Source organism: Streptomyces sp. NPDC048277, from assembly GCF_040652235.1.
Classification (GTDB): domain Bacteria; phylum Actinomycetota; class Actinomycetes; order Streptomycetales; family Streptomycetaceae; genus Streptomyces.
Genome location: NZ_JBEZLQ010000005.1, coordinates 140,809 through 162,243, shown reverse-complemented (window position 1 = coordinate 162,243; position 21,435 = coordinate 140,809). Strand labels below are relative to the sequence as shown.

At 73.2% G+C, this 21,435-nt stretch carries 18 protein-coding genes; 11 read left to right on the top strand and 7 right to left on the bottom strand.

What is annotated here, in order from left to right; translation table 11 throughout:
- The first annotated feature begins 108 nt into the window (after positions 1–108).
- The 3 genes from AB0D85_RS13555 (at position 109) to AB0D85_RS13545 (ending at position 3,666) form a co-directional block, all read left to right on the top strand.
- The gene (locus tag AB0D85_RS13555; RefSeq protein WP_362318396.1) at positions 109–1,380 is read left to right on the top strand and encodes an MFS transporter; all 1,272 of its coding nucleotides are present in this window, start codon (positions 109–111) and stop codon (positions 1,378–1,380) included.
- 4 nt (positions 1,381–1,384) lie between these two features.
- Positions 1,385–2,527 (top strand): anhydro-N-acetylmuramic acid kinase, encoded by a 1,143-nt coding sequence (locus AB0D85_RS13550; RefSeq protein WP_362318394.1) that lies wholly within the window; start codon positions 1,385–1,387, stop codon positions 2,525–2,527.
- A gap of 74 nt (positions 2,528–2,601) precedes the next feature.
- Positions 2,602–3,666 carry a DUF2510 domain-containing protein gene (locus AB0D85_RS13545; RefSeq protein ID WP_362318391.1) on the top strand — a complete coding sequence of 355 codons (1,065 nt, stop codon included), beginning with the start codon at positions 2,602–2,604 and terminating at the stop codon, positions 3,664–3,666.
- Positions 3,667–3,826: 160 nt separating this feature from the next.
- On the opposite strand, the gene AB0D85_RS13540 is transcribed toward AB0D85_RS13545, so the two are convergent.
- Complete coding sequence (locus AB0D85_RS13540; RefSeq protein WP_362318388.1) at positions 3,827–4,441, bottom strand: TetR/AcrR family transcriptional regulator; 615 nt, start codon at positions 4,439–4,441, stop codon at positions 3,827–3,829.
- Positions 4,442–4,691: 250 nt separating this feature from the next.
- On the opposite strand from AB0D85_RS13540, the gene AB0D85_RS13535 reads away from it, so the two are divergent.
- Complete coding sequence (locus AB0D85_RS13535; RefSeq protein WP_362318385.1) at positions 4,692–5,525, top strand: phosphatase PAP2 family protein; 834 nt, start codon at positions 4,692–4,694, stop codon at positions 5,523–5,525.
- Positions 5,522–6,481 (top strand): DMT family transporter, encoded by a 960-nt coding sequence (locus tag AB0D85_RS13530; protein WP_362318382.1) that lies wholly within the window; start codon positions 5,522–5,524, stop codon positions 6,479–6,481. Before AB0D85_RS13535 ends, AB0D85_RS13530 begins: the two co-directional genes overlap by 4 nt.
- Positions 6,482–6,576: 95 nt before the next feature.
- On the opposite strand, the gene AB0D85_RS13525 is transcribed toward AB0D85_RS13530, so the two are convergent.
- The 4 genes from AB0D85_RS13525 to AB0D85_RS13510 all read right to left on the bottom strand — a co-directional run bounded on the left by AB0D85_RS13525 (position 6,577) and on the right by AB0D85_RS13510 (position 11,172).
- On the bottom strand, positions 6,577–7,380 hold the full coding sequence (locus tag AB0D85_RS13525; RefSeq protein ID WP_362318379.1) for a phospholipid scramblase-related protein: 804 nt from the start codon (positions 7,378–7,380) through the stop codon (positions 6,577–6,579).
- Positions 7,381–7,446: 66 nt separating this feature from the next.
- On the bottom strand, positions 7,447–9,495 hold the full coding sequence (locus tag AB0D85_RS13520) for a phosphocholine-specific phospholipase C (protein ID WP_362318376.1): 2,049 nt from the start codon (positions 9,493–9,495) through the stop codon (positions 7,447–7,449).
- Positions 9,496–9,693: 198 nt separating this feature from the next.
- On the bottom strand, positions 9,694–10,149 hold the full coding sequence (locus AB0D85_RS13515) for a hypothetical protein (protein ID WP_362318373.1): 456 nt from the start codon (positions 10,147–10,149) through the stop codon (positions 9,694–9,696).
- Positions 10,150–10,236: 87 nt separating this feature from the next.
- Positions 10,237–11,172, bottom strand: a complete 936-nt coding sequence (locus AB0D85_RS13510; protein WP_362318370.1) for a hypothetical protein — start codon at positions 11,170–11,172, stop codon at positions 10,237–10,239.
- Positions 11,173–11,565: 393 nt separating this feature from the next.
- On the opposite strand from AB0D85_RS13510, the gene AB0D85_RS13505 reads away from it, so the two are divergent.
- The 4 genes from AB0D85_RS13505 (at position 11,566) to AB0D85_RS13490 (ending at position 17,234) form a co-directional block, all read left to right on the top strand.
- A complete protein-coding gene (locus tag AB0D85_RS13505) occupies positions 11,566–14,619 on the top strand; it encodes a BTAD domain-containing putative transcriptional regulator (RefSeq protein WP_362318367.1) in 3,054 nt (1,017 codons plus the stop codon).
- 85 nt (positions 14,620–14,704) lie between these two features.
- Positions 14,705–15,370: a M15 family metallopeptidase gene (locus tag AB0D85_RS13500; RefSeq protein WP_362318364.1), complete on the top strand. Its 666-nt coding sequence runs from the start codon at positions 14,705–14,707 to the stop codon at positions 15,368–15,370.
- 109 nt (positions 15,371–15,479) lie between these two features.
- Complete coding sequence (locus AB0D85_RS13495) at positions 15,480–15,962, top strand: RNA polymerase sigma factor (RefSeq protein ID WP_362318362.1); 483 nt, start codon at positions 15,480–15,482, stop codon at positions 15,960–15,962.
- A 114-nt stretch (positions 15,963–16,076) separates the two neighbouring features.
- Complete coding sequence (locus AB0D85_RS13490) at positions 16,077–17,234, top strand: NlpC/P60 family protein (protein WP_362318360.1); 1,158 nt, start codon at positions 16,077–16,079, stop codon at positions 17,232–17,234.
- 72 nt (positions 17,235–17,306) lie between these two features.
- Here AB0D85_RS13490 and AB0D85_RS13485 read toward each other — a convergent pair whose 3' ends face one another.
- Positions 17,307–17,885 (bottom strand): PadR family transcriptional regulator, encoded by a 579-nt coding sequence (locus AB0D85_RS13485; protein WP_362318357.1) that lies wholly within the window; start codon positions 17,883–17,885, stop codon positions 17,307–17,309.
- Between the two features lie 56 nt (positions 17,886–17,941).
- Between AB0D85_RS13485 and AB0D85_RS13480 the strand changes: the two genes are divergently transcribed.
- A complete protein-coding gene (locus tag AB0D85_RS13480) occupies positions 17,942–18,337 on the top strand; it encodes a nuclear transport factor 2 family protein (RefSeq protein WP_362318355.1) in 396 nt (131 codons plus the stop codon).
- A gap of 103 nt (positions 18,338–18,440) precedes the next feature.
- A complete protein-coding gene (locus tag AB0D85_RS13475) occupies positions 18,441–19,178 on the top strand; it encodes a class I SAM-dependent methyltransferase (protein ID WP_362318352.1) in 738 nt (245 codons plus the stop codon).
- A 39-nt stretch (positions 19,179–19,217) separates the two neighbouring features.
- On the opposite strand, the gene AB0D85_RS13470 is transcribed toward AB0D85_RS13475, so the two are convergent.
- Positions 19,218–21,341, bottom strand: coding sequence for an exo-alpha-sialidase (locus tag AB0D85_RS13470; RefSeq protein ID WP_362318349.1), 2,124 nt, complete (start codon positions 21,339–21,341; stop codon positions 19,218–19,220).
- Positions 21,342–21,435: the final 94 nt, after the last annotated feature.

The window sequence follows — 21,435 nt, the reverse complement described above, 5'->3', positions numbered from 1 at the left end:
GGGTCCCGGCAGCTGTTGCCGTGACGGGTGAAAGCGGGTGCGTCCGGGCGACGCGGCACGGCCCCGACCTGCCGCTGTGGAACGAACGGACCGTCAACGGGCAGGCACATGAACCTGATTTCCGAAGATCGCGCGACCACCGAGCGGAACCGGCCCCTCCGGGCGCTGGCGGCGGGCTCGGTCGGCAATTTCATCGAGTGGTACGAGTTCGCCGTCTACGGCTATGTCGCGACGGTCGTCGCCGAGCGGTTCTTCACCCCGGCGGGCGGGAGCGCGGCCGAGGGGCTGGTGCGCACCTACGCCTCGTTCGGACTGGCGTTCTTCTTCCGTCCGCTGGGCGCGGCCCTGTTCGGCCGGCTGGCCGACCGGCTCGGGCGGCGGCCGGTGCTGATCCTGGTGGTCGCGCTGATGACGGGCGCCACCGCGCTGATCGGCCTGCTGCCGACGTATGCGCAGGCCGGTGCACTCGCGCCCTGGCTGCTGACCCTGCTGAGGGCGGTCCAGGGGCTGTCGGCCGGCGGGGAGTTCGGCGGGGCGGTGGCGATGCTGACGGAGTTCGCGCCGCCGGGGCGACGGGGGCTGTACGGGGCGTGGCAGTCGTTCACCGTGGCGCTGGGGCTCCTGGGCGGGGCGGGGGTGGCGGTGGGGTTGTCCACCTTTCTGACGGTCGGCCAGTTCAGTGACTGGGGCTGGCGGTTGCCGTTCCTGCTGGCGCTGCCGCTGGGCGCGCTCGCGCTGTGGCTGCGGATGGGGCTGGACGAGACGCCGGAGTTCCAGGAGCGGGAGGTACGGTCCGTGCGTGTGCCGGCCGGGGCGGTCGCGCTGGCCGCCGGACGGGTGATGGGCTGGTCGGCGGCCGGGTACACCTTCCTGGTGGTGCTGCCGTCGTACCTCCAGACCGCGCTGCACACCGGCTTCCGGGAGGCACTGCTGGCGACCGTGCTGGCGAACCTGGGTTTCGCGGCGGCGATCCTCCCGGCGGGGCTGCTCAGCGACCGGGTCGGACGCCGGCCGGTGATGCTGACGGGCGCCGGCCTGGTGGTGGTGCTGGCCCTGCCGCTGTTCCACCTCCTTCAGGACGAGGGGGTCTCGTCCGGGGCGAAGGGCGCGGCCCTGTGCGGGGCGGGCGCGGTGGTGGGGCTGCTGGCCGGGCCGGGGCCGGCGATGCTGGCGGAGATGTTCCCGGCGCGGGCGCGCTGCACCGGCCTAGGACTCGCCTACGCCCTGTCCAATGCCGTGTTCTCGGGCTGTGCGGGCCTCATCATCACGGAGGCGGTGAGGCGCACCGGGAATCTGGACGTTCCCGGCTACTACGCGGCGGCGACCTGCGCGGTCAGTGTGCTCGCGCTCGTCAGGCCGTCGCCCGGGAAGGCGGGTTGAGGACATGCTGGTGATCGGTCTGATGTCCGGGACTTCGTACGACGCGGTGGACGCGGCGGCCGCCGACCTGCGCCTGGCCGGCGACACCCTGCTGCTGAAGCCGCTGGGGATGGTGAGCACGCCGTACGACGACGAGCTGCGGGAGGCCCTCGCGGGGGCGCTGCCGCCGGCGGCCGTACCGCTGGCGCGGGTGTGTCTGCTGGACACCCGGATCGGGCAGGCGTTCGCGGCGGCGGCCGTCCGGGCCGACCGTGAACTGTGTGGCGGGCGGGCCGAGTTGGTGGCCTCGCACGGGCAGACGGTCTTCCACTGGGCGGAGGGCGGCCGGGTGCACGGCACCCTGCAGCTCGGGCAGCCGGCGTGGATCGCGGAGGCGACCGGGCTGCCGGTGGTCGCCGACTTCCGGCCCCGGGACGTGGCCGCCGGGGGCCAGGGCGCTCCTCTGGTGAGCCTGGTCGACCTGCTGTGGCTGCGCGGGCGGCCGGGCACACCGGTGGCGCTGAACATCGGCGGGATCGCCAACCTCACCGCGCCGGACGGCACGGCCTTCGACACCGGGCCGGGGTGCGCCCTGATGGACGCGGCGGCCCGGGAGTTCACGGGCGGGCGGGCCGCGTACGACGTGGACGGGGCGCTGGCGGCGCGCGGCCGTCCGGACGGGCGGCTGCTGGACCGGTTGCTGGAGGAGCCGTACTACGCGCTGCCCGCGCCGAAGACGACCGGCAAGGAGTTGTTCCACGCCGACTACTGGCGGAGCGTGGCGGGTCTGCCCGCCGAGGACGCGCTGGCGACACTCACTCTGCTCACCGCCCGGACGGTGGCGGACGCGGTGCGGGGCCTCGGTGCCACGGAGGTGGTCGCCTCGGGCGGCGGCACCCGCAACCCGGTGCTGATGGCGATGGTCCGCGGCCTGCTGCCGGAGATCCCGGTCCGCGCGTCCGACGAACTGGGACTGCCCGCGGCGGCGAAGGAGGCGTACGCCTTCGCGGTCCTCGGCTTCCTCACCGCGCACGGCCTCGCGGGAACCGCCCCGGCCGCCACCGGCGCCCGGCACCCGAGCGTGCTGGGCTCGCTGACCCCGGGCAGGGACGGCCTGCGCGTGCCGCCGCCGGCACCGAATGCGCCGGTGCGGCTGCGGATCGAGTGAACCGAGTGGACCCCCATCCGAAACTTGCCGGATCCTCTCATCCGACTTTCACCGATGCCTCATACGGTGGGGGCATGACGCAGGTGACTCCTCCCGGGTGGTACCCCGACCCCGGGCAGACAAGTGACGGTCCGGCCACCGAACGCTGGTGGGACGGCAAGGCCTGGACGGAGCAGACCCGCCCCGCCGGGTCGGCCGCCGACTGGGGTCCCCCGCCGCAGCCGCCGGCCGACGGGGCCTACCCGGCGTACCAGGCCTATCCGGGGTACCCGGAGTATCTCGCCTCGCCGCCGGCCGGCAAGCGCGGGCTGCGCACCGGCATAGCCGTCGGCGTGGCCGTGGCGGTGCTGGCCGCCATCGGGGTGGGCGTGTTCGCGCTCACCGGCAACGGCAGTGACAACGGCGGCCAGGCCTCTCAGCAGGGCTCGGGCGGCCAGGGCGGTTTCGGCCAGGGCGGTCCCGAGGGGCAGAGCGGCGGCCAGAACGGCGGCCAGGGCTTCCCGTTCGGCGGGTCGGGCGGCAGTTCCGGCTCCGGTGGCAGTTCTGGCTCGGGCGGCTCCGGCGGGGGCGCCTCGCCGTCGCCGGGCCAGTCCGAGGCGCCGAAGGTCAAGGGCGGCGGCACGGTGTCGGACGCCGTCAACGCCATCAGCATGCCGGTGCCGGACGGCTGGACCGGGCAGGCGATCAGCGTCGGCGCCCAGGTCACCTCCGACTCCTCCTACAAGTGCCCCGGTGACACCTCGCAGACCTGCACCACCGGTGGTGCCTACTCGGCGCCCGCGCTCGCGCTGGGCACCTCGGGCAGCACGGCCGAGGAGGTCGCCAAGGCGGACATCGCGGCGAACGCGAAGGAGTCGTACGGCGGCAAGACCTACGGCGCGATCACCTCGCACGAGGTGCTGGCCTCCAAGGCGGTCACCGTGGCCGGGCAGAAGGGCTATCTGGTCCGCTGGAAGGCCGTGACCAGCAAGGGCGCCGACGGCTATGTCGAGTCGCTGGCGTTCCCGTCGCCCGCCGACTCCTCGCAGATCGTCGTGGTCCGGTTCGGCGTCGACGTCGGCCAGAAGGAGTCCGTCATCGACACGATCACCGCCGGCATCAAGGTGTCCTCCGGCGGCGGGAGCGGCACGACCGTCTGACCTGCCCCGGTAACGGTCCCGGGACAACAGTCGGCCGGGTGGGGCGCCCCTCCGCTCAAAGGGGAGCCCCACCCGGCCGGGGGGTGCGCGCCGCCCCCGTCCCCACGGTGCGGCGCGAGCAGGTCACCGTCCAGTCATCCCGTGGACGGCGGCCTGGGTCTTAGGTGAGTCCGAGCGCCGGCAGCACGACTGCCTCCACGAAGCCGACGAGATAGGCGGAGTCGGCGTACTCGCCGGTCAGGATGGGCCGGATCCGCAGGACTCCGAACATCATGGCCGGGACGTACTCCAGCGCGGGGTGGCCGGCGGCCACCTCACCGCGCTCGGCACCGCGGCGCAGGATCTCCTGGAGCGCGGCCATCTCGGGTTCGACCAACGCCTCGCGCAGGGCCATCGCCAGTTCGCGGTCCGAGGTGACCGCGTGCCCCAGCGCCTGGAGCATCTTGGTGTCCTTGCCCGACCAGTCGCCCGCGGTCCGCCCGACCTGGCGCAGGTCGCCGGCGAGCGACCCGGTGTCGATGCCGACGAAGCGCACCCGGCGGCTGGCCCGCAGCGCGGCCGCCACGAACTGCGGCTTGGTCTTCCACTGCCGGTAGAGCGTGGACTTGCTGCACCGGGTGCTGGCGGCGACGCCCTCCATGGTGACGGAGTCGTAGCCGCACTCTCTGATCTGTTCGAGCACGGCGTCGAAGAACTCCCGCTCACGCTCCGGCGTGATCTTGGAGCGGCGCGAGGCGTTGACCGTCTCCGGTCCGTCCGCGGCCTGCGACGTCATGTGCCCTTCTCCTCACTCGCGCATCACTTACGGATCACTTGCGCCCCGCCCGCCGTTCGGCCGCGACGGAAACCTACAACCAGTGTGGCCTACGTCTATCGATACGCCACTGTACCGGTACTCAGCCGTATCGGTACAGTGGCGTATCGGTACAGTCGCGTATCGGTACGCTGTCGTATCGATGAGTATCGGTGAGTTCGGGCCACCGCCCGGACTCGGCACAGCACCACCGTCAGTGAGGGGGCCTGGGATGAGATCCCAGTCCGAGCCGGCAGCAGCACAGCCGGGCGCCATAGCCCGGCCGCCGCTCGTCCGTGAGCTCCTGCTCGTCGCGGGACTCTTCCTCGTCTACAAGTTCGGGCGGCAGCTGGCCACCGGCCATACGGCCGAGGCCATGCACAACGCCCACCGGATCTGGGACCTGGAAAGGACGCTGCGTCTGCCCTCGGAGGTCTCCGTGCAGTCCGCACTGCTGCACGGCGACACGCTCGTCCATCTGGCCAACACCTACTACGCCACGGTTCATTTCCCGGCCACGCTGGCCTTCCTGGTCTGGCTCTATCTGCGCCGGCCCGCGCACTACGTCTGGGCCCGCCGGGTCCTCGCCGTGGTCACGGCCGCCGCCCTGGTGCTGCCCTTCACGTTCCCGCTGGCACCGCCCCGGATGCTGGCCGCGACCGGCCTGATCGACACCGCCCACGTGTACGGCCCGTCCGTGTACGGCCCGCCGTCCAGCGACCACCTCTCCAACCAGTTCGCGGCGATGCCCTCGCTGCACTTCGGCTGGGCCCTGATGGTGGCGACCGGCCTGATCGTCGCGACCCGCTCCCGCTGGCGCTGGCTGTGGCTGCTGCACCCCGCGATCACCCTCCTCGTGATCGTCGGCACGGCCAACCACTACTGGCTGGACGCGATCATCGCCACCGCGATGCTCGGCACCGCCCTCGCCCTGATCCGCCCCCAGACTTCGTCCGGGGGGACCCCCATCTCGCTTCGCTCGCCGCACCGCACGGCCACCACGGCCGGACGCGGCGCCCGGGGGCTCACCGTGGAAGAGCCCGCGCTGGTGGGGGCGGGCCGATGAGCGCCGCCGCCCTCGTCGCCGTCCTGCTCTCCCTGGTCTCGGCCGTCGCCTACGCGGCCGCCGCGGTCGCCCAGGAGCGCCTCGCCTCGAAGACCTCCGACGCGGGTCTGCTACGACTCCTCGGCTCCGGCGCCTGGTGGTCGGCGGTCGGCCTGAACGCGGGCGCCGCGCTCCTCCACGTCGTCGCCCTCAAGTACGGCCCGCTCACCCTCGTACAGCCCCTGGGCGCACTCACCCTGGTCGCGGCCGTACCGATGGGCGCGCGGGTGGCGGGCCGCCGGGTCAGCGCCACGGAGTGGCACGGCACGGCCCTCACCCTGCTCGGCCTCGGCGCCCTCCTGATCACGGCCTCGGGCCCGGCGCCCCACAAGGTCCTCAGCCTCACCGAGGCCCTCGTGGTCGCCGGTACGACGGCCGCCCTGATCGGCGCCCTCTCCCGCCCCGGCACCCGCCCGGGCCTGCGCCACGCCACCGCGTCCGGCTTCGCCTCGGGCGTCGCGTCCGCCCTCACCCAGACGGTGACGGTGGCGGCGACGGACCGCTCGGCCCCGGTCCTCAGCACCGAGGTCATCGTGGTCGCGCTCCTGGTGGCCGCGTTCGCGGTGGGCGGCCTGCTCCTGTCCCAGACGGCCTACCGAGGCGGCCTGGGCGCCCCCTTGGCGGTGGTCACCCTCTCCAACCCGGTGGCAGCTGCCGTCATCGGCCTCACCCTCCTGGGCCAGGGCCTCCAGGGAGGCGCCGCAGGCATCCTGCTCGCCCTGGCGGGCGCGGGCCTGGCGTCCTGGGGCGTGGTCCTCCTCACCCGCGTGACACCGTCACCCCCACTCGCCGCACTCACCCCGGACGAGCCGCACCCAGTGGCTGCGGTACTGGCCCTGGAGGAGGCGAAGGCGGCGGCAGAACAGGCACTGCTCCCCCGCCAGAAGCCGGAGACCGGACACCTCACGGCTCTCTGAAAAGCGCCCCGTCAGGGGCGCGGGGCTGCAACGATATGCGGCTGCCGCCGCGCGGGCGCGACCAGCCCCCACGCACCCGCAGCCGCGCGGCTACCTCAGCCCAGCCCCCGGGAGTCCTGCTTCAGCGCCGTGTCCACGGTCAGCGCCGTCGCCACCACCAGGCTCAGCAGCGGCTCCGGCAGCTGGTAATGGATCTGCAGGACGTAGTTGTCGGCGGTCGTGAACATCGTCTTCGCGAGCCCCTCCCACGTCTTCGTGATCCGGGCCACCTCGTTGTCGGTGTGGTCGACGACCGCGAAGTTCCACGCCCGCCAGTTCTCCGCCTTGATCGCACCGACCTTCTGGCCGCCCGCGTTCATCGCGAAGTTGATCTTCCCGATCATGTTCTGCTGGACGATCTCACCGACCGGCGACCCGTCCGGACGCGTCACGACCACCCGGGACTTGAAGACCTTCGCGGGCCGGGTCAGCACCAGCTGCGGCTGCCCGTGGGCGTCCCGGATCTCCAGCCGGTGGGTCATGAACTGGTCGAGGCTGGAGACGAACCGCAGGACCTTCTTCAGCGCGCTCTGCCCGACCTCGACCACCGAGCCGAGCTCGCGGCCGTTCTGGTCCATGACCTTGTACTCGTTGGTCAGCTCGATCAGCTTGGCCTTCTGGTTCACCACCAGCACCGGCTCGGTGAACAGGGTGCCGCCACCGGCGCCGCCGGCCGCGACCCCGGCCTGCTGCTGCACCTGCCGCTGGACACGGGCGTCGGCGGCCGGGGCCTGCCCCGGCACCGCGCCCTGCTGATTCGTGTGGTCGGTCCACTTGGCGCCGTCCCAGTACCGGAGCGTCTGGGGCGCACCGTGCGGATCGGGGTACCAGCCTTCAGGAGTGTTCGATTGCGTCGTCACCGGGGCACACTATCCCGATGTGACCGGTACCTGACCAGCCCGCACGATGCGGCCCTCATCGTTCCGTCACTCCGTGATGATCGCCGGGTCGCTGACGCCCGGGCGGCCGTTCTCCACGTGCCCCGCCAACCGCCGTACGAAGGTCCCGTCGGCGTCGGAGGTGACGGTCACGTCGTACCAGCGGCGGCTGCGCCCGAGGTCGACGGTGTGCTTCACGGTCGCGCCGGCCCGCACGGTGATCGTGCAGGACGGGCCGCCGTACCCGTTGGCGAGCTTCAGCTTCACCGTGCCGGAGCCCCTGTTGGTGAGGGTGAGCTCGATGTCGTCGCCGGCCGGCCGCGCGGTGACCTCGGGTCCCGCCACCTTGCCCGGGCCCTGGAAGGCGCGCAGGAAGCCGTTCGGGCCGTGCACGGTCAGGTCGTACGAGCCGCCCGAGTACGCCGAGTTCCAGGTGTCGGAGACGGACTTGCCGGCCTCGGTGGTGTAGCTCCAGGGGCCGTCGGCGCGGTTGTTGGAGGTGACCAGGAAGGCGGCGCCCGCGTGCGCGCCCGAGGCGAAGGTCAGCGTGAACGTGCCGGCCGCCGCGTCCAGCGAACCGTCCACCAGCGGGGCGTACCTGAGCGGCCGGGTGGGCCGCGAGCCGCGCTCCTGCTTGGGCAGGGACGGGTTGGCGGGCGGGGTGGGCACGTAGTCGGGGTGGCGCTTGTCGTCCGGCGGCCGGTAGCCGTCCGTGGCCGGGAGCGCGACCGGCTTGGTGTCCTTGCGGGAGAAGTCGAACGCGGCGGTCAGGTCGCCGCTTACGGTCCGCCGCCAGGGCGAGATGTTGGGCTCGTGGACGCCGAAGCGGGCCTCCATGAACCGGATGATGGAGGTGTGGTCGAGCGTCTCGGAGCAGACGTAACCGCCCTTGCTCCACGGGGAGACGACGAGCATGGGGACGCGCTGGCCGAGGCCGTAGGCGCCGGCGGCGTGGCTGGTGTCGCCCTTGAAGAGGTCGAGGCTCGGGTCGACCGTGGACTTGCCCTGCGCGGCGGAGGCGGCCGGGAACGGCGGGATCAGGTGGTCGAAGAAGCCGTCGTTCTCGTCGTACGTGACGAACACGGCCGTCTTCGCCCAGACCTCGGGGTCGGCGGTGAGCGCGTCGAGGACCTGGGAGACGTACCAGGCGCCGTAGTTGGCGGGCCAGTTGGGGTGCTCGGTGAAGGCCTCGGGGGCGACCACCCAGGAGATCTGCGGCAGCTTGCCGGCCTTGACGTCGGCCTTCAACCGGTCGAAGAAGCCCTCGCCCTTGGTGGCGTCGGTGCCGGTGCGGGCCTTGTCGTACAGCGGGTCGCCGGGCTGGGCGTTCTGGTACTGCTTGAAGTAGAGCAGCGAGTTGTCGCCGTAGTTGCCGCGGTAGGCGTCCTGGATCCAGCCCCAGCCGCCGGCCGCGTCCAGGCCGTCGCCGACGTCCTGGTAGATCTTCCAGGAGACGCCCGCCTTCTCCAGGCGCTCCGGGTAGGTCGTCCAGCTGTAGCCGGCCTCGTCGTTGCCGAGGACCGGGCCGCCGCCCTGGCCGTCGTTGCCCGTGTAACCCGTCCACATGTAGTAGCGGTTGGGGTCGGTGGAGCCCATGAACGAGCAGTGGTAGGCGTCGCAGATGGTGAAGGCGTCGGCGAGCGCGTAGTGGAACGGGATGTCGTCCCGGTTCAGGTACGCCATGGTCGTGGAGCCCTTGGCCGGCACCCACTTGTCGTACTTGCCGTTGTTGACGGCGGTGTGCGTGTCGCTCCAGCCGTGCGGGAGGTCCTGGAGGAAGGCGAGGCCCAGGTCGTCGGCGTCCGGGTGGAAGGGCAGGATGTCCTTCGTGCCGTTCGACTGGCTCCACACGGACTTGTTGTTCTGGGTGACCGAACGCGGGTCGCCGAAGCCGCGGACGCCTCTGAGGGTGCCGAAGTAGTGGTCGAACGAACGGTTCTCCTGCATCAGGACGACGATGTGCTCGACGTCCTCGATCGACCCGGTGCGGTGGTTCGCGGGGAGCGCGGCGGCGCGCTGGATGCTGCTGGACAGCGCCGTGAACGCCGTGGTGGCGCCCGCGAGTTGAAGGAAGCGGCGCCGGTTTACTTCGGTCATGGGTGAACGACCTCTCATCCTGACGTACGGATGGCCGGAACAGGGCGGATGGTGCGCGGGTGCGAGTGTTCCAAGGGCAGCGAACGTCAGGGAAGGGTCCGGTGGCGCTGATGTGAAAGTCGGCGGTACGTGAGGTAGGGAGTCGGTAAGGAGACAGGGCCTGCCACGGCCGCGGAACGGCCGTGGCAGGCCCGGGACTCAGCTGATGAAGGAGCCCGCCGCGCAGGCGCTCTCCGTCACCCACTGGTGGGAGAGGATGTTGTCGTTCATGGAGTGGCCGTCGGTGAAGTGGTCCCGGGTGAGGTCGTCCACGTAGAGCTCGCCCGGCTTCAGGCAGCCGTAGCCGCCCGAGTAGTTGGCGTAGTAGTAGAAGGCCACGACGTCCTTGCCGCCGACGTAACCGCTGTTCATCACGGAGGAGGCGACGTTGCCGACGCCCTGGAAGCCGCCGGAGCTGTCGCCCCAGTCGGCGTCGTTGCCCGCGCTGACGCCGAGCAGGCCGCCCGCGCAGTCCCAGTCCTTCCAGGCCCGCACATTGCCGTCGCGGCCCGGCCACTGCGCGTTGCAGCCGGCGGAGGCCTGGGCGTTCACCGGCAGGGCGAAGCCGACGGCCGCGAGGGCCAGCGTGGTGAGGGCGAGGGTCATTTTGCGCATGATGGATTCCGTTCTGCCTCGTCGGAGGCGGTCGGTGTGGGAGTGGGCCGCGGCGGGCGCCGCGGAGTCATGGGGTGCCGGCAGCCGTCAGGTGCGGGCGGGCACGATGCGCTCGGCGCGCTCCAGCGCCGTCAGGCGCAGCTGCCGGTAGGCGTCCAGCCGGGCGCCGTACGCGCCGTCCAGCTGGGCCAGATAGTGGGCCTCGCGGTCCTGGCCCACGGACCTGAGGGAGACCTCGCGGGCGCAGCCGGCGTCGGCGACCGCGATCCGGGTCTCGGCGGCGAAGCTCCTGGCCTCCTCGGCCCGGGTCTGCACCGCGGGGTGCTCCCGGGTGGCCTGCCGGGCCGCGTCGGGGTCCGGGTAGGGGTGGCCGGCCCGCTTCATGCAGGCCGACCACGCGTGCACGGCGGCGGTGAACCGCATGTCGTGCAGCAGCTTGCCGACGTAGAGCGGGCGCAGGTTGCTCGCCGTGGTGTCGAGCCGGAACCAGGTCCCCGGATCGCCGTACAGCTGCCGCTCCGCCTCGCCGTCGCAGCCGCCGGTCTGCTTGCTGACCTTGCCCCCGCCGGGGAGGTCGGTGCGCAGCAGTTCGGCCCGCCGGCCGCCGTCGAGCGCGGTGTCGTACGCGGCCCCGCGGGCGGCGGTGAGGCCCTTGCGGTAGGCGCTGTTGGGGTTGTGCAGGCGGGCGCGGTCCTCCTTCGCCGTGATCCTGCTGCCGTATCCGTAGGTGCGGGCCCAGCGCACGTCGTCCTGGACGTAGCCGAGCGGCCTGCTCTCGGCCAGGCTCAGCGGGCGGTCCGTCCAGTAGCGGAACCCGTGGCGGGCCATGCACCGGGCGACCAGGCGCTGTTCGGCGTCCGAGACCCGGAGGTCCTCCGCGTAGGTGAGGTCGCGGGCCCGGTGGGCGGCGGTGGGGGCCGAGCCGCCGCCGGACGCCTGGGAGCAGCCGGTGAGGGCGAGCGCGGCCACGGCGGCGACGGCGCTCAGATGCACGGCCTTGCGGCGGAAGGCGGGGCGCTTCATCGGGCAACTCCCTCGGCGTACGGCGAACGGCTCGGTGCTTACGGGCCGTTGACGGCGCGGGCGGGGCGTTCGTATGACATGTGCGCGCGAGGGATTTCCGGGGCGGGGATTTCGTGGCGGATCCGGACGCGCGGTCATACGAGGGCCGCCGGCCACCCGTCCCCCGCACAGGGGACTCTGTGCCCACCCACAGAAACCAGCCAACTGCGCCGGCCGGGAGAGACGTCCCCGGAGCCCCGGCGGGCCCTTCCCCGTTCGGCGCACCGGGCGTCGCGGAGGGTCCGTCCGACCGATCGGACGGACCGGATCCGGTCACGCCGGCCCGGCCTTCGCGCTGCCCGGACGACGCCCGCCGATATCGTTGTCGGCATCCGCTCGGGCGATCGGGGATCGATGTTCGAAGTGCGTCTGCTCGGCCCGGTGGAGGTCTGGGACGGGGACCGGCGGGCCCCGCTCGGCGGCTCCAGGCCCCTCGCCGTCCTCGCCTCGCTCGTCGTCCACCTGGGCGAGGTCGTCTCCACCGAGCGCCTGGTGGACCTCGTCTGGGACGAGGAGGCGCCGGCCACCGCGGGCGCCCTGGTCGCCACCCATGTCTCCGCCGTACGACGGGCCCTGGCCCGGGTCGGCACGGCCGAGCTGATCCGCACCCGGCCCCCGGGGTACGTCGCGGACCTTCCCCCCGACCGGGTCGACGCCCGCCGCTTCGAGCACCTCCTCGCCGCGGGGCGGTCCGCGGGGCGTCCGGAGGAGGCCGCGGAGGTGCTGGCCGGGGCGCTCGGGCTGTGGCGGGGCCGGGAGGCGCTGGAGGGGCTCGGCCAGTCGTTCGCGCGGATCGAGGCGGCCCGCCTCGCGGAACTGCGGCTGGTGGCCGAGGAGGAGTCCTTCGGGCTGGCCCTGGAGCTGGGCCGCGCGGACGACACGATCGCCCCGCTGCTCGCCCATGTGGCCGCGCATCCGCTGCGGGAGCGGCCGCGCGGCCAGCTGATGACCGCCCTGTTCCGCACCGGCCGGGTCTCCGACGCGCTGCGCGTCTACCAGGAGGGCCGCGCGGTGCTCCGCGACGAGCTGGGCATCGACCCGGGGCCGGAGCTGCGGGCGGTCCACCAGGCCGTACTGACCCATGACACGGGTGTGCTGGGAACCGGGCAGCCCGCACGGCCGGTACCGGTGCCCGCCCCGAGGAGCCGGGAGGCGAAGCCCGCGCCCTCCCATCTGCCGCCGGACATCGCCGACTTCGTCGGCCGCGCCGGACAGGTCAAGTGGGCCACCGGGCTGCTGCGGGGCGTGGGCGACCCCGGCCGGACCGCGCCGCCGATCGGGGTGATCTCCGGGCGCTCCGGCATGGGCAAGACGGCCCTCGCCGTGCACGTCGGCCACCGCACCGCCGAACTCTTCCCGGACGGACGCCTGTTCGTGGACCTGCGGGCCGCCGACACCACCCCGCTGGAGCCCGCCGACGCGCTGTCCCGGCTGCTGCGCGCGATGGGCGTCGACCCGGACACGCTGCCCTCCGGGGTCGAGGAGCTGACCGGCCTGTACCGCACGCACATCGGGCACCGGCGGGTCCTGGTCGTCCTGGACAACGCGGCCGGTGAGGCACATGTACGGCCCCTGCTGCCGCCGGGCCCCGGTTCGGCGGTGCTGATCACCAGCCGACGGCGGCTGGTGGCGCTGGAGGGCGCCGCGCATCTGGACCTCGCCGTACCGGACGAGGCAGAGGCCCTCGACCTGCTGCGCCGGGTGGCCGGTGAGGGGCGGACGGGGGCGGAGCCGGAGCGGGCCGCCGAGATCGTCGCCCTGTGCGGGCGGCTGCCGCTCGCGGTGCGCATCGCGGGCGCCCGGCTCGCCGCCCGCCCGCACTGGGCGCCCGGCCGGCTCGCCGGACGGCTCCGCGACGAACGGCGCCGGCTGAACGAACTCAGCGCCGGGGACCTGGAGTTGCGCACCAGCCTGGAGCTCGGCTACGCCGACCTCGACCCGCAGGAGCGCCGGGCCCTGCGCCGCCTCGCCCTGCTGGACCTGCCGGACTTCGCGGCCTGGGTCGCCGCTCCCCTGCTGGACATAGGGACCGAGGAGGCCGAGGAGGCCGTCGAGCGGCTGGTGGACTGCCACTTCATCGACGTGATCGGGGTGGACGGCACCGGTCTCGCCCGCTACCGCATCCAGGACCTGGCCCGCGAACACGCCCGTGAGCGCTGCCTCTCCGAGGAGAGCGCCGAGGACCGCGCGGCCGCGGTGCTGCGCCTGGTCGGCTGCTGGCTGGACCTCGCCAGGAAGGCCGCCGCCCGGGGCCCCGGCGGCGCGGCCCGGCACTTCCCGGAACCGGCCGCCGTACGCCCGCTCGACCCGGAGACCGAGGAGGCGCTGCTCGCCCGGCCCGCGGCCTGGTTCGCCGCCGAGCAGGCCGGGCTGCTGGCCGCCGTGACGCACTGCGCCGACCACGGGATGGCACGGGCCGCCCGGGACCTCGCCGGGGCGCTGATAGCGAGTTCGGCCGCGCTGTACAACCAGTTCGACGCCTGGTCCCGCTCGCACACGGCGGCCATGGCGGCGGTGCGCCGCAGCGGGGACGTCGAGGGCGAGGCCTGGCTGCTCAACGGCCTCGGTCAACTCCGTTACGAGCAGGACCGGTTCGAGGAGTCGTACGCCTACTTCGCCGACGCCCTGCGGCTGTTCGGGGAGAGGGTGCCGCAAGGGGCCGCGGTGGCGCTCGCGGGGATGGGAACCGCCCGGCGCGAACAGGCCCGCTACACCGAGGCGTTGGAGCTGCTGGAGGCCGCGCTGGAGCGGTACGGCGACGAGGGCGAGGTCGGGGCCCGGGCGCGGGTGCTGTACGGCATCGGGTACGTGCGCCGCGAGCAGGGGCGCGGGGCCGCGGCCCGGGAGGCCCTGACCCGGGGCCTGGAGCTGTACCGGGCCGCCGCCGACCGGCACGGCGAGGCGCTCACCGTGCGCTCGCTCGCCCTGTGCGACCGGGCCGAGGGCCGGTACGCCGACGCCGAACGGCAGTTGCACGAGGCACTGCGGATCTTCACCGGGCTGCACGACACCTTCGGCGCGATGTACACCGAACAGTCGCTGGCGAAGGTGGAGTTGCGCACGGGCCGTACCGAGGGGGCGGGACGGCGGCTGGTGCGCTGTCTGGATGTGGCCCGGGAGCGGCAGGACCGGTTCGGGGAGGCGCTGGTGCTGCGCACGCTCGGGGAGCAGCGGCTGGCGGCCGGGGACACCGACGGGGCCCGGGCGCCGCTGGAGCACGCGGCGTCCCTCTGGGCGGAGTTGGGGCTGCCGCTGTGGCGGGCCCGCACGGTGCGGGACCTGGCCGCGGTGTGGACGGCGGACGGTGACGCGGAGTCCGCGCGGGCGGCCCGGGCCGAGGCGCTGGAGGTGTTCCGGTCGGTGGGCGCGCGGGAGGCGCGGGAGCGGGCGGAGGACGCGTCGTCGTAGCCGGGTCGGGGCTGTAGAAGTCCTGGTGGGGCGCTTGCAGGGAACCTGCAGAGCAATTGCAGGGGTCGTAGGCACTGTTGTCTGCGTGACGGACATCATCACGCTCTCCGACTCCCGGGTCGCCGCGGTCGCCGAGCACGAGTGCGGCGAGGCGCTGGTCGATCTGCTCGGGACACCCGGGCTGCGGGTCGACCCGCGCCAGGCCGACGCCGACGGCAGTTACGCGTACCTGCGTTCGGGTGTGCTGCGCCGGCTCCTTCAGGCGCAGTCGCTGCTGCCCGACGGGATCCGGTTCCTGGTGGTCGAGGGGTACCGGCCGCCCGCTCTGCAGCGCCGCTACTTCGAGGAGTACGCGGCGACCCTGCGCGCGGCCCACCCCGACGCCGGGCCGGACCGGATCCGGGAGCTGGCCAGTGCCTACATCTCCCCGCCGGAGGTGGCTCCCCATGTCAGCGGCGGGGCGGTGGACCTGACCCTGTGCACCGCGGACGGCACGGAGCTGCCGCTGGGCACGGAGGTCAACGCCACCCCGGAGGAGAGCGAGGGTGCCTGCCGTACCGGGGCACCGAACATCGGCGCCGAGGCACGCGCCAACCGGGCGTTGATGGACCGGGCGCTGACCACGGCCGGCTTCGTCAACTACCCGACCGAGTGGTGGCACTGGTCCTACGGCGACCGGTACTGGGCCCTGCTGAGCGGGGCACCGGCCGCCCGCTACGGGCCCGCCGCCGCACCTGTCCGGACCGTCTGACCAGCGGTCCGGGCGCTCTCACACCACGAACGACCGACGGGGGACGACCACCATGGAAACCCACGGGGGCACGTGTACGCAGGAGCCGCGCGAGGCGGCCCGGGAACACATGAGTCCGGGAGACTTCGACGCCGCCTTCACCGCCGACATGCCCAGACTGCGCAGACGGCTGCTCGCCCTGACCGGCAATCCGCACGACGCGGACGACCTGCTGCAGGAGACGTATCTGCGGCTCTCCCGGCGGGCCCGCGCCCGGAATCTGACGCACCAGCAGCATCCGTACGCCTACACCTGCGCGGTCGCGCTGAACCTGCTGCGCGACTCCTGGCTGCATCCTTCCCGCCGGGAGCGCACCACCGACCGGCTGCCCGAGGCGGGCTGGGACGGCGGACTCGGCTCGTACGAGGCCTCGGCCACCGCCCTCGCGCTGCTGAGCATGCTCTCGCCGAAGGAGGCGGCCGCGGTGATCCTCGTCGATCTGGAGGGGCTCACCCACGACACGGCCGGGGAACGGCTCGGCGCCCATCGCGGCACCGTCCAGCGCAACCGGATGCGGGCGCTGGCCAAGATGCGGGCGGCGCTGGCCGGCTGAGTTCCGGGTGCCGCGTCCCCACGGGGGTGGGACGCGGCACCCGGTAGATCGTCGGGACCACCCCCGCGCACGGCTTCCCACACGGCTTCACACACGGCTTCATGTCGACGAAGGATGTGCACCTTGAGACTCCGGGAACTGACCACACCGGGCCGGGCGACCGCCACGGCGGCCGCGATCGCGCTGATCGCCTTCCTCCCCGCGACCGCGCACGCGGCCGCCCCGCGCGCCGCGCAGGACACCGCCTGCGGTGTGCTGGCCTCCGGCGCCTCGGCCACCGCGGAGGCGGCCGTGAGCGCGGCCTGCTCCCAGATCGGCGTCTGGTACAGCTGGGGCGGCGGCCACGGCGCCACGCCCGGTGCCACGTACGGCTACTACGACGGCTCCGACCCCGACAGCCTGCACGACAACGAGCGCAAGGGCTTCGACTGTTCGGGCCTGATGCGGTACGCGTACTACCGGGCGACCGGCCGGGACCTGCTCAACGGGACGGCCGACGACCAGTTCCACAGCCCGCAGGCCGCGGCCCGCTTCTCGGCGGGCCAGGGCACCGCTCCCCTGGTCCCGGGCGACCTGATGTTCTGGGGCAGCGGGTACATCCACCACGTCGCCATGTACCTGGGCGCGGGGCAGATGGTGGAGGCGTACGAGTCGGGCACCCACATCCGGGTGACGCCGGTGCGCACGGGCGGCGACTACGCGGGCGCGGTCCGCATCAACCCGTCCGGCACGCCGGTGCCGCCGCCGGCCAACGGCGGTTCGACGTTCGAGACCTGGGGAACGGGGGTGCACACGCACTCCTCGCCGAGCGTGCACGCCTCGGTCGTCGACACCTTCGCCGGTCCCACCCAGGTGTCCGTCCAGTGCCAGGAGCACGCGGAGGAGGTGACCGCCGAGGGCTACACCAACGACATCTGGGCCAAGCTGGCGGACGGCTCCTGGATGACCAACATCTACATCAAGGGCCCGGCCGAGCTGCCCGGCATCCCGGACTGCGGCGGCGACACCCCAACGCCGCCGAGCGGGGGCAGCACGGCGTTCCAGACCTGGGGCACGGGTGTGCGCACGCACAGCGAGCCGAACGTGAACGCCGGCGTGGTCGACTACTTCGCCCAGCCGACGACGGTCAACGTGGTCTGCCAGACCCACGCCCAGACGGTCACGGCCGAGGGCTACACCAACGACGCCTGGTCCAAGCTGACCAACGGCGCGTGGATGACGAACATCTACATCAAGGGCCCGGCGTGGCTGCCGGGGGTGGCCACCTGCTGAGCCGCCCCCGCACCCGCTGATCCGCACCCGGCCGACGGGGCACCCGACGACCGGGGCGCCCCGTCGGCCCACCTATTCACTTTGTTGTCCATGCACAGCCGCCCGCTGCTCCAGTCGCCGCAGTGCCAGGTCCCCCCACTGGAGGTTCTCCCGCTCGAAGGACATCCCGCGCAGCAGGGTGAGGTAGGGGCCGATGCGGTCCGTCTCGGCGAAGTACGCCTCCTCCGAGCGGCCGGCCAGGAGACGCTGCCGGATCCGCTCGTAGCGGGCCAGTTTGGCGGTGGCCCACTCCATGCGTTCGGCGACGGCCGCGCGGACCGCCCCGATGTCACCGGCGTCCGCGCACTGCACCTTGACCAGCAGCTCGTCGCGGACCACCGCGGGCCGGCCGGGGGGCTCGGCCGTATAGGCGCGTACCGCCGCGCGGCCGGCGTCCGTCAGCGAGAACAGCCGCTTGTTGGGCCTGCGTTCCTGCTCGACGACACGGGCGGCGACCAGCCCCTCGGCCTCCATCCGGTCCAGTTCGCGGTAGAGCTGCTGGGGTGTCGCCGTCCAGAAGTTGGCGACCGTCGCGTCGAATCCCTTCGCGAGGTCGTACCCGGAGGCCTCTCCCTCCAGGAGGGCGGCCATCACCGCGTTCCGCAGAGCCATGGGGACACGCTAGCATGCGAGAGTAGTCAACTTTTTGAATAGGTGAGGTGGACCCCATGCACCCCTTCCGCAAGGCCGTCGAGAGCGGCGACATGGACGCCGTGGCCGCCCTGCTGGCCGATGACGTCGTCTTCACCAGCCCGGTCGCGTTCAAGCCGTACCCGGGCAAGGCGATCACCGCCGCGATCCTGCGCGCGGTGTCCCGGGTGTTCGAGGACTTCACCTACGTCCGGGAGATCGCGAACCCGGACGGCCGCGACCATGCCCTCGTCTTCACGGCCACCGTCGCCGGCAAGAAGCTCCAGGGCTGCGACTTCCTGCACTTCGACGAGGACGGGAAGATCGATGACTTCACGGTGATGGTGCGCCCGCTGTCGGCCGCCCAGGCGCTGTCCGAGGCGATGGGCGCCCAGTTCGAGCGGATCGCCCAGGAGGCCGCCGCCGCGCAGTGAGCGGGCCGGGAAGCCGTCCCCCGGCCCCCCGTGATCGCCCGATCGGGGGACTGCCCGACCGAGGGACTGGTGGGAGCCGGGCGCGGCCACAAGACTCGGGACCATGACCGCTTCCGACCGGCCGCAGGCGCTCGCCTGGGACACCCCCGCTGCCGCGGCCGCCTACCGCAACCGTGATATGAGGCTGGCCCGGCAGCTGATCTTCCCCGCCGTGCTGGACCGCGTCGGCGCTCCCCGGGACCCCGGCGCGACCGTCCTCGACGTCGGCTGCGGCACCGGGGCCCTCGCCCTGGAACTGGCCCAGGCCCGGGGCTGGTCGGTGCGGGGCGTCGACCCCTCGGCGCACATGCTGGACATCGCCCGCGCCGACCGCGCCGATCCGCGCGTCGACTACCGCCTCTTCGACGGCCGTTCGCTGGACTGGATCCCGGACCGCAGCATCGACGCGGCCGTCTGCTGCCTGGTCTACTGCACCGACCCCGACGACGCCCGCCTGGCCGATCTGACCGCCGAGGTCCACCGGGTGCTCCGGCCGGGCGCCCCCTACGTCATCGCCGACCTCAACCCGGACGCCGTGGGAGAGCGGTTCGCCACGCTGCGGTTCGGCGACGAGGGCGCGTCGTACACCGCGGGCGACGCCGTACCCACGGTGCTGCGCCAGCTCGACGGCAGCTCCGTCACGACCGCCTGCTACTACCGCCCCCTGGCCACGTACAGCGCCCTGCTCACCGGGGCGGGATTCCCCGTACCGGCCGCCGACACCCCGGCCGTACCGGACGCCGATCGCGCCGCCGGGTCGGGCCTCGCCCCGTACCTGATCCTGGACACCACCCGCCTCTGAGCGAGGCGCGTCCGAAGCACCTGGCGACAGACTCCGGTCTCAGGGCCGCGGGCCCAGCAGGCGGATCGCGTCGGCGGCCACCGGGCCGTCGGCGTCGTTGGTCAGCCCGACCGACGTGCCCAGACCGGCCCGCAGACCGAACTCGCCGAGCGAGACCCAGGTACCGCCGCGCGGATCGGCGGCTCCGGCGACCCGCTGGTCGATCCGCACGGTGGTGCTGCCGTCCGCGTGGACGACGGTGTACGGGGCGTTGCTCGCCCGGGTGGCGGACGGGGGGTAGGACACCTGGACCTCGTACACGCCGTCCTGGGGCACGGCCGGCCACCAGCGCACCCGTCGCTCACCCGAACCGGATGGCGCCGTACGGTAGTTGCCCGACCAGAAGCCGGGGTCGGCGGTCGCCGTGGGCCAGCTGCCGGCGAGGATCCCGAAGCCCAGCCGGTCGTTGTCCACGACCACCTCCGCGCGTACGTCGGCGGAGCCCGGCGCCTCGATCAGGCTCAGCGAGTCGAGACCCAGCCGGGTGCCGCCGCCCCTGCCGGTTCCCGTCACCTCGCACCGCAGGGTGTGCCGCCCGGCACGCAGCCGGGTGGTGCCGAGGTGGGCCAGATCGTAGCCGTCCGCCGACTGCGCGGTGGTGTCGATCGTGTAGGCCGGCAGTCCGGAGCGGTGCACCGTGACGGTGGCCAGGGCGCCGTCCGCCGGGCGGTGGTGGCGCAGCAGCAGCTCGTACTCTCCGGTGCGCGGCACCCGGAAGGTGAACTCCACCGCGTCGCCCACCTGTTCGGGGGTGAGGACCAGTCGCTCGCCACCACGGGCGAGCGGATCGGCGACGGTCCCCACGGTGCCACCGGTGACCTCGCGGTCCGCCCCGGCCAGGGCGACGACGGTCTCCCGGTAGTGCGGGCCGTGGCGCAGGCTGTCCCGCCCCCGGGTCAGCCAGTCGAGCGAGAAGCGGCAGACGTTGACGCGGAGCGGCACACTGGCCATGTCGCCGTCGCAGCCGTAGAACAGCACGATGGTGCCGTCGGAGAGCCGGGCGAGATCCGAGTAGAAGGAGCGGTTCTCGTTGACGACCCGCTGATACCGGTACGAGAAGCCCTCGTCGTAACCGACCGACACCGTCATGTTGCGTCTGACCGGTGAGTCGGGCCGGCTGAACAGCACCCGCCCGGTGTCACGGCTGCCGGGGCCGCCGGTGTACCGCAGCAGGCCGGCGTCCACCGCGTTGAACGAGCCGGTGCCGCCGTCGAACGCCGGCTGCGACCAGGTCAGACCGTCGTCCGAGCTGACGGAGACGATCCGCTGCCCTTCACCGCCCGCCGCGGCCCGGCCGTTCACGAACACACTGCCGTCCGAACGCTGCACCAGCCGGGCCTCGTTGATGGGGTACGCGACCTGTACGGGGACCTCGCCGGTCGCCTGCCAGGTGGCGCCGTGGTCGTCGCTGTAGATCGGCGCGACGCCGTAGTACCGCTGGGCCACGGTGTTGCCGACGATCACCCTGCGGTGCGCGCAGTTGAGCAGCAGACGGCCGGATCTCAGCTGGATGCCGTGGCCCGGACCGGGGCCGTGCAGCGCCCAGTCGTAGGGAAAGCGGTCGAACAGGCCTGCCAGGTTGCGTACCTCGCTCCAGGTCTCGCCGCTGTCCCGGCTGGAGATCACATAGAGGTCGCCCGAGTCGCCCGAGCAGGAGGTGTTCTGCGGGAGGCGGAGCGAGAGCATGTAGAAGAGGAAGACCTCCCGCGTCTGACGGTCCACGACCAGCGCCGGGTTGCCCCAGGACTCGCCGTCGACGGAGGTGACCAGGGTGCGGCTCGCCTCCCAGGTCCGGCCGCGGTCGGTGCTGCGGCGCAGCAGCAGATCACGCGGCCCGGCGTCGCACACCTCGTGGCGGCCCTCGGTCACGGCGAGGACGGTGTCGTCGGGGAGCACGGCGAGCGCGTGGACGTGATAGCTCACCAGCGGGCCCTCTCCGGAGTCCCAGAGGGTCTGCTCGTCGAAGAAGGCGCCCTGCCGGTCGGGGGCGGAGGACGACCGGTCGGCGGCGTGTGCCGTGGCTCCGAGGGCCGCGGGGCCGAACGCGGCGGTCGCCGAGGCGCCGACGACGCCCAGGGCGAAGGATCTGCGGTTCATGGCGGTGCGGTCCGGTCTGTCGGACATGGTGGGCCACCCCTTCCGGGCGGTACGGAGGCGAGGGAGCGCGGGTGGGAGTGCGGGGGCGGGTGCGGGTGCCTGGGCGGGATCGGGTGCCTGG

Bases quoted from the DNA above. Each gene is read 5' to 3' on its own strand.
- AB0D85_RS13490 (WP_362318360.1), top strand. From the start codon at position 16,077: ATGTGCACCTTGAGACTCCGGGAACTGACCACACCGGGCCGGGCGACC.
- AB0D85_RS13550 (WP_362318394.1), top strand. From the start codon at position 1,385: ATGCTGGTGATCGGTCTGATGTCCGGGACTTCGTACGACGCGGTGGAC.
- AB0D85_RS13470 (WP_362318349.1), bottom strand. From the start codon at position 21,341: ATGTCCGACAGACCGGACCGCACCGCCATGAACCGCAGATCCTTCGCC.
- AB0D85_RS13515 (WP_362318373.1), bottom strand. From the start codon at position 10,149: ATGCGCAAAATGACCCTCGCCCTCACCACGCTGGCCCTCGCGGCCGTC.
- AB0D85_RS13480 (WP_362318355.1), top strand. From the start codon at position 17,942: ATGCACCCCTTCCGCAAGGCCGTCGAGAGCGGCGACATGGACGCCGTG.
- AB0D85_RS13540 (WP_362318388.1), bottom strand. From the start codon at position 4,441: ATGACGTCGCAGGCCGCGGACGGACCGGAGACGGTCAACGCCTCGCGC.
- AB0D85_RS13535 (WP_362318385.1), top strand. From the start codon at position 4,692: ATGAGATCCCAGTCCGAGCCGGCAGCAGCACAGCCGGGCGCCATAGCC.
- AB0D85_RS13510 (WP_362318370.1), bottom strand. From the start codon at position 11,172: ATGAAGCGCCCCGCCTTCCGCCGCAAGGCCGTGCATCTGAGCGCCGTC.
- AB0D85_RS13485 (WP_362318357.1), bottom strand. From the start codon at position 17,885: ATGGCTCTGCGGAACGCGGTGATGGCCGCCCTCCTGGAGGGAGAGGCC.
- AB0D85_RS13545 (WP_362318391.1), top strand. From the start codon at position 2,602: ATGACGCAGGTGACTCCTCCCGGGTGGTACCCCGACCCCGGGCAGACA.
- AB0D85_RS13495 (WP_362318362.1), top strand. From the start codon at position 15,480: ATGAGTCCGGGAGACTTCGACGCCGCCTTCACCGCCGACATGCCCAGA.
- AB0D85_RS13520 (WP_362318376.1), bottom strand. From the start codon at position 9,495: ATGACCGAAGTAAACCGGCGCCGCTTCCTTCAACTCGCGGGCGCCACC.
- AB0D85_RS13505 (WP_362318367.1), top strand. From the start codon at position 11,566: ATGTTCGAAGTGCGTCTGCTCGGCCCGGTGGAGGTCTGGGACGGGGAC.
- AB0D85_RS13530 (WP_362318382.1), top strand. From the start codon at position 5,522: ATGAGCGCCGCCGCCCTCGTCGCCGTCCTGCTCTCCCTGGTCTCGGCC.
- AB0D85_RS13475 (WP_362318352.1), top strand. From the start codon at position 18,441: ATGACCGCTTCCGACCGGCCGCAGGCGCTCGCCTGGGACACCCCCGCT.
- AB0D85_RS13555 (WP_362318396.1), top strand. From the start codon at position 109: ATGAACCTGATTTCCGAAGATCGCGCGACCACCGAGCGGAACCGGCCC.